Origin of the sequence: Nocardia aobensis NBRC 100429 (assembly GCF_000308375.1) — a bacterium.
Lineage (GTDB): Bacteria > Actinomycetota > Actinomycetes > Mycobacteriales > Mycobacteriaceae > Nocardia > Nocardia aobensis.
In genome coordinates this window covers 1-6,413 of record NZ_BAFQ01000093.1, presented here as the reverse complement: position 1 = coordinate 6,413, position 6,413 = coordinate 1, and the positions used below count along the sequence as shown (strand labels likewise).

The 6,413-nt window shown below is 68.6% G+C and carries 8 protein-coding genes; 4 read left to right on the top strand and 4 right to left on the bottom strand.

Annotation, left to right across the window (positions count from 1 at the left end):
- Window positions 1-583 (bottom strand): ATP-binding protein (locus tag RJ03_RS11740; protein WP_245552251.1); only part of this gene is annotated, 583 nt, incomplete at its 3' end.
- 170 nt (window positions 584-753) lie between these two features.
- On the opposite strand from RJ03_RS11740, the gene RJ03_RS11735 reads away from it, so the two are divergent.
- Window positions 754-1,665, top strand: coding sequence for a TIGR03564 family F420-dependent LLM class oxidoreductase (locus RJ03_RS11735; RefSeq protein WP_036501215.1), 912 nt, complete (start codon window positions 754-756; stop codon window positions 1,663-1,665).
- Between the two features lie 54 nt (window positions 1,666-1,719).
- A complete protein-coding gene (locus tag RJ03_RS11730; protein ID WP_051024587.1) occupies window positions 1,720-2,082 on the top strand; it encodes an MmcQ/YjbR family DNA-binding protein in 363 nt (120 codons plus the stop codon).
- Window positions 2,083-2,114: 32 nt separating this feature from the next.
- Here the strand turns inward: RJ03_RS11730 and RJ03_RS11725 are convergent, their stop codons facing one another.
- Window positions 2,115-3,356 (bottom strand): bifunctional 3,4-dihydroxy-2-butanone-4-phosphate synthase/GTP cyclohydrolase II, encoded by a 1,242-nt coding sequence (locus tag RJ03_RS11725; RefSeq protein WP_036501214.1) that lies wholly within the window; start codon window positions 3,354-3,356, stop codon window positions 2,115-2,117.
- A gap of 147 nt (window positions 3,357-3,503) precedes the next feature.
- Here RJ03_RS11725 and RJ03_RS11720 point away from each other — a divergent pair, with 147 nt between their 5' ends.
- Window positions 3,504-4,163 carry a class I SAM-dependent methyltransferase gene (locus RJ03_RS11720; protein WP_036501213.1) on the top strand — a complete coding sequence of 220 codons (660 nt, stop codon included), beginning with the start codon at window positions 3,504-3,506 and terminating at the stop codon, window positions 4,161-4,163.
- A 40-nt stretch (window positions 4,164-4,203) separates the two neighbouring features.
- Here the strand turns inward: RJ03_RS11720 and RJ03_RS11715 are convergent, their stop codons facing one another.
- Both RJ03_RS11715 and RJ03_RS11710 read right to left on the bottom strand, forming a co-directional pair.
- Complete coding sequence (locus RJ03_RS11715) at window positions 4,204-4,830, bottom strand: PadR family transcriptional regulator (protein ID WP_063000618.1); 627 nt, start codon at window positions 4,828-4,830, stop codon at window positions 4,204-4,206.
- A gap of 38 nt (window positions 4,831-4,868) precedes the next feature.
- Complete coding sequence (locus tag RJ03_RS11710; RefSeq protein ID WP_036501211.1) at window positions 4,869-5,711, bottom strand: IclR family transcriptional regulator; 843 nt, start codon at window positions 5,709-5,711, stop codon at window positions 4,869-4,871.
- A gap of 233 nt (window positions 5,712-5,944) precedes the next feature.
- Here RJ03_RS11710 and RJ03_RS11705 point away from each other — a divergent pair.
- A partial coding sequence (locus tag RJ03_RS11705) for a flavin reductase family protein (protein WP_051024586.1) occupies window positions 5,945-6,413 on the top strand: 469 nt, incomplete at its 3' end.

Below are 6,413 nucleotides of genomic sequence, written 5' to 3'. Positions count from 1 at the left end.
CGAGGGTGTCGCGGTTGGCGGGGGTGAAGGTGAAATCCGGATTCGCCGCGGTGGCCCGCTCCACCAGCAGCAGCAACGCGTCGCTGTCGTGTGCGGCGACCGGAAGCGGCGGAATCGGCATCACCTGCTCACCGGGTATGCCCAGCACCTCGCGGCTGGTCACCAGCACCCGCACCTCCGGGGTGGCGGCGACGAGATGGGCGACCAGCGCCGCGCACGCGTCGATGAGATGTTCGCAGTTGTCCAGGATCAGCAGGAGCCGTTTGCTGGCGAGGAATTCGGTGAGGCGGTCCAGCGGCGCGGTGGTGTCGTCGCGCAGATTCAACGCCTCGGCGACGCTGAGGGTGACCAGGTCGGGATCGTGCACATCGGCCAGTTCGACCAGCCACACCCCGTCCGGGAAGGCGCGCGCCATCGCCGCGCCGACCTGCCGAGACAGCCGCGTCTTACCCACGCCGCCCGGACCGAGCAGAGTCAGCACCCGGGTCGCGGGCAGCAGCCGTTTCGCGGTGGCCAGTTCGTCGCGGCGGCCGACGAAACTGGTGACCTCGGCGGGAAGATTCCCGGTGACACGCCGCGCCATGATCGCCAACCCTATCGTGATCGAAACGCGTTCGGACCACATCGGCGATGTCGGTCCCGCGTGCCCGCGGACGGTGAGAACGGGAATAGGCTGAGACCGCGAACCGAGACTCGCGCCGCGGTCCCTCGGGGCCGCGAACCCACAGACCCCTCGCCCCCAGGAGGCTTCCCGTGCGGATCGGCATCATGCTCAGCGAACAGACCGGACCGGATGCGCTGGTGCGCCTGACCGACGAACTGCAGCAGGTGGCCGGCGAGGGTTTCGAATCGGCGTGGCTGTCGCACATCTTCGGTCTCGACGCGCTGACCGCGCTCGCCGTCGCCGGCAGCAAGGTGGCGAACATCGAACTCGGCACGGCCGTGGTGCCGACCTATCCGCGGCACCCGGGCGCCCTGGCCCAGCAGGCGGCCACCACCGCGCTCGCCGTCGGCCGCGGCCGGCTCACCCTGGGGATCGGGCTGTCGCACCAGATCGTCATCGAGAACATGTTCGGCTACGACTTCGGCCGCCCGGCCCGGCACATGAAGGAATATCTGTCGATTCTCGGGCCGCTGCTCGACGGGCAGCCGGTGTCGTATCAGGGCGAGACCCTGAGCGCTAACCTCGGCCTGACCGCGGGGGAGACCGGCCGGATTCCGGTGCTCGTGGCCGCCATGGGAACCCAGATGCTGAAACTCGCGGCGCGGCGCACCGACGGCACCGTGCTGTGGATGACCGGCCCCGCGACCATCGCCGACCACATCGCACCCACCATCACCGCGGCGGCCGCCGAGGCCGGCCGGCCGGCGCCGCGAGTGGTCTGCTCGCTGCCGGTGCTGGTCACCGACGACGTGGAGCGCGGCCGGGAGCGGGCCGCCACCGTCTTCGCCGCCTACGGTTCGCTGCCCTCCTATCGGGCCATGATGGATCGCGAGGGCGCGGAGGGACCGGCCGATCTGGCGATCATCGGCACCGAGGAGCAGGTCGCCGCCCGCATCGAGAAGGTGTTCGCCGCCGGCGCCACGGAATTCGTGGCCGCCCCGTTCGTGGGCGGGCAGGCCGCCGAGCGCACCCGCAAGCTGCTCACCCAGCTGGCGGACTGAGCGAGCGTGGCGCGCCGGGCGCGGATCGAGGACGTGGAAGAGCTCGCCCTCGCGATGCCGCACGTCGCGGTGGTGCGGGGATCGAGCGGCAATCCGGTCTACCAGGTCGGGGCCAAGTCGTTCATCTTCTTCCGCACCCCGCGCCCGGACGCCGTCGATCCGGACACCGGCGAACGGTATCCCGATGTGATCGTCTTCTGGGTGCCGTCGGAATCGGACAAGCGTGCGCTCGTCCAGGACCCGGACTCGCCGTTCTTCACCACCACTCATTTCGACGGGCATCTATCGGTACTGCTGCGTGGGGCCCACATCGGTGAACTCGATCTCGACGAACTGCGCGAGGTCGTCCAGGACGCCTGGCTCTCGCGGGCCTCGCCGACGCGGGCCCGGCGCTGGCTGGCCGAACATCGGCTCTGAATCTCACTGAAACCGTTGCAGCACAAGGATTTTCAGTTCGCCGCAGCGGAGGCGACGTCGAGTCCGGCCAGTTGGTGACGCATCCGCTCCCGCTTGGTCCGCAGGTAGCGGACGTTGTGCTCGGTCGGGTCGGTCTGCAGCGGAATCCGGCGGGTGACCGCGATGCCGTGCGCCTGCAGGCCCGCTTGCTTATCCGGATTGTTGCTGAGCAACCGCACCGATTCGACACCCAGATCGCTCAGGATCTGCGCGCCCGCGCCGTAGCGGCGGGCATCGATCGGCAGCCCGAGGCGCAGATTCGCGTCCACGGTGTCGGCGCCGGCGTCCTGTAGTTCGTAGGCGCGCAATTTGTTCAGCAGGCCGATGCCGCGTCCCTCCTGGCCTCGTAGATACACCACGACGCCGCGCCCCTCGGCGGCCACCGCCCGCAGTGCGGCGTCGAGCTGTTCACCGCAATCGCAGCGCAGCGAGCCGAACGCGTCGCCGGTCAGGCATTCCGAATGCAGCCGGGCCAGGACGTCGGTTCCGGACGGATCGCCGAAAACCAGGGCGAGATGTTCGACCGGCTGGGTTCCGGAGTCGGCGTCGCGGTAGCCGAAGACCTGGAAATCGCCGTAGCGCGTGGGCAGCCGGGTCTGCGCGAGCCGGGTGACGGTGTGCTCGCGATGCTTTCGATATTCGATGAGGTCGGCGATGGAGATGATCGGCAGCCCGTGCTCTCGTGCGAAGACCAGCAGCTGTGGCAACCGTGCCATCGACCCGTCGTCGTTGACGACCTCCGCGATCACTCCCGCCGGCCGCAATCCGGCCGCGCGCAGCAGGTCGACGGTCGCCTCGGTGTGCCCGGCCCGGCCCAGCACGCCGCGTGGATGCGCCCGCAGCGGGAAGACGTGCCCGGGTCGGGTGAGGTCGGCCGGGGTGGTGCGCGGATCGGCCAGCAGTCGCATGGTGTGGGCGCGGTCGGCCGCCGAGATACCCGTGCTGACGCCGGCGGCCGCGTCGACCGATACGGTGTAGGCGGTGCCCTTGGGGTCCTCGTTGACCGCGGTCATCGGGGGCAGCGAGAGCCGGTCGAGGTCGGCGCCGGGCATCGGCACGCACAGCACGCCGCTGGTGTGGCGGATCAGGAATCCGATGGTCTGCGCGGTCGCGAATTCCGCGGCCAGGACGAGATCGCCTTCGTTCTCCCGATCCTCGTCGTCGACCACCACGACGGGCCGGCCGGCGGCCAGGGCGTCGAGTGCGTTCTGGATGGAATCGAGTTCACCGGTCATCGTGCACCTCCTGTATGCCTAATAGAAATATTCCGAAACGCTCCTCGCTAGGAAGGGTTCCGCTCAGTGAGATTCTGGGGACGACGAATTCCGGGGACCCACTGCCGGCGTTGACCTCGAGTGCGGTTGAGGGTGCACGCTGGGGTCATGACACAGGCCGCAGAGTTCTGGAACACCGTCTACGACGACGACACCGCTCCCTGGGTGATCGGTGAGCCGCAGCCGGCGATCGTGGAAGTGGAGCGCGAGGGGTTGATCCGAGGGCGGGTGCTCGACGTCGGAACGGGTGCGGGAGAGCACACCATCGCCCTCACCGCCCTCGGCTACGACGTGCTGGGTATCGACCTGTCGCCCAGCGCCGTCGAATACGCGCGGCGCAACGCGGCCGCGAAGGGGGTGCCCGCGGCACGCTTCCGGGTAGCGGATGCGGTCCGGCTCGGCACCGATGCGGCGGCCGCCGAACTCGGCGTCTTCGACACGATCGTCGACAGTGCCCTGTTCCACATCTTCCGCGAGGATCCCGGGACCCGCGCCGACTACGTCCGGTCGCTGCACACCCTGTGTGCTCCGGGTGGTCTGGTGCATGTGCTGGCACTCTCCGATGCCGATCCGGGTTTCGGGCCGCGCATCAGCGATCGGCTGCTGCGTGAATCATTCGGTGCGGGTTGGGAATTGGAGGATCTGCGACCCGCGTCCTATCGCGGCCGGGTCACCCCGGTGGTCGCCGATCAGGTCGCCGGGCTGAACGTGGCCGAGGACGGGACCGTGGATACCGCCGCCTGGCTGGCCCGGATCCGGCGAGGGTAGCGACGGATCCGGTGCGGACCGGGTGCCCCGGTCCTGTGCTCTATCGCGGCCGAGCCTTCGGCTTCGGTGGTGCGAGCGGCGCCTCGCGATTGCGGGGCAGCCGTCCGCGCTTGTTCAACGCCTCCAGGTCGTCGAGCAGATCCTCGGCCAGTTGGCGCTCCGCCTCGTAGTGCCGGATGCACCAGCGCAACACCGCGCTGGGGAAGGCCCAATCCGGGTTGGCGTCGGACCCCTCGGCGTCGGCGGCGGCGCGGCGGCGCATCTTCTCCGCGTAATCGATATGCGCGGTGAGGATTTCGCGCAACCGCTCCGGCTCGGCCAGATGTCCGAGCCACGCCCGCAGCAGCACACTGTGTTTCAGTACCGGCGCTTCGACCGGTGAGTGGTTGACCCAGTGCGCCACGGCATCCCGGCCGCTGGTGGTGATCGCGTACATCCGCTTGCCACGCACGCCGTCCTCGGAGGTCACGGTGCGCGAGGTGACGTACCCGTGCTTCTCGAGGCGTTTGAGTTCGGCGTAGATCTGGCTGAACGACGGGCTCCAGTAGAAGAACTGCAAACTCCAGTCCGCCCACTTCTTCAGGTCGTATCCGGACAACTCGTCCGCATGCGACAGCATCCCGAGCACGGCCCACGAGGTGGTCGGCAGATCGGTGCCAGATGTCATCGCCGAACTATACCGCCCAGTCATATGCGGATCCGAAATCAGCGCCAGCGGGTGCGGTGCGGGAACAGTGCCCGCCCGGCCTCGTGTACGACCTCGAGAACGACCCGGGCCAGCCGGTCGTAACTCATCGCCTCGGCACGTCCCGACAGCGAGAGCGCGGCCGGCGGGGCGCCGCGGCCACGCAGCGGCGCGGCCACACAGGCGATGCCGACCATGGCCTCCTCGCGGTCGATCGCCACGCCTTGGCGCAACCGGATCTGCCCGAGTTCGCGATGCAGCGCATCGGGTTCGGCCAGGGTGCGCGGAGTGAGGCGCGGCAGCCGGCCGCGGAAGGCGGCCTCGGCGATGGTGGGTTCCAGCGCCGCCAGCATCGCCTTGCCCAAAGCCGTTGCGTGCGCGGGCATCCGGCCCCCGAGGCGGGTCGGCAGCGCCGCGCCGAAGCGACCGCCGGCCTTGTCCAGATAGACGACCTCGCGACCGTCGAGCACCGCCAGATGGCCCACCATGCCCGTCCGCTGCGACAACTCGTGCAGCAGCGGGCTCACCGCGTCACGAATCTCGTTGTGGTCCGCGGTCAATCCGCCCAGTTCCAGCGTGCGCATGCCGAGGCGGTAGCCGCCGGCGGAATGCGCCAGCCAGCGCAGCCGGATCATCTGATCCAGGATGCGGTGGACCGTCGAGCGCGGAAGTCCGGTTCGCTCAACCAGTTCCAGCAGTGTCAGCGTCGGGGTGTTCGCGTCGAAGGCGTCCAGGATCAGCGTCATTCGCTCGATCATCGACACCGGAATCGGCGCGCCGGCTCGATGAGCCCTGGCGCCCGTCGTCGCGTGATGCGCGGCCGTGGTGGTGCGTTCCGCGGAGGGCAGCACGGTGACGGTCATATGTACCTCCGTTGGCTCATATGCAGTCTAGAAGTATTTCGACTAGGCATGTTCGGTTTCGGCATTTGTGTCACCTATCACAGTGGCTGCCACCACACCGATCGCGAATCGGTGGAACTACGTAAGTGCTACCGAAATCTCTCCCGTTCACCGGACCTGGCTGTTGACGGGGGCGCCCCTCGACCTGGTGTCATGACTTACAGCTATATGTCTGTCCGAAACAAGGAGTGGCCGTGGAGCCGGTAGTACAGGTGGACGAGATCTCGGAGGCGACCTTCAAATCCGTGCTGAGCAGGTTCTGCTCCGGGGTCACGGTGATCACCGCGCTGTCCGGTGACGAGCCGGTCGGATTCAGCTGCCAGTCCTTCTCGTCGTTGTCCCTCGACCCGCCCCGGGTCTGCTTCTTCCCCGCGCGGACCTCGACGTCGTGGCCCCGCATCCGTGAGGTGGGCCGATTCTGCGTGAACATCCTGGCCCACGACCAGGACGAGATCTGCCGCGCGCTGGCCCGCCGCGGCACCGACAAATTCGCGGGTGTGGACTGGGAGTTGTCCGGAAACGGGTCGCCGCGGCTGAGCGGCGCGCTGGCCAGTATCGACTGCGAGCTGGATCGCGAGGTCGACGGCGGTGACCACACCATCGTGATCGCCCGGGTCACCGCGCTGGCCGAACATTCGGACCAGGCGCCGCTGCTGTTCTACC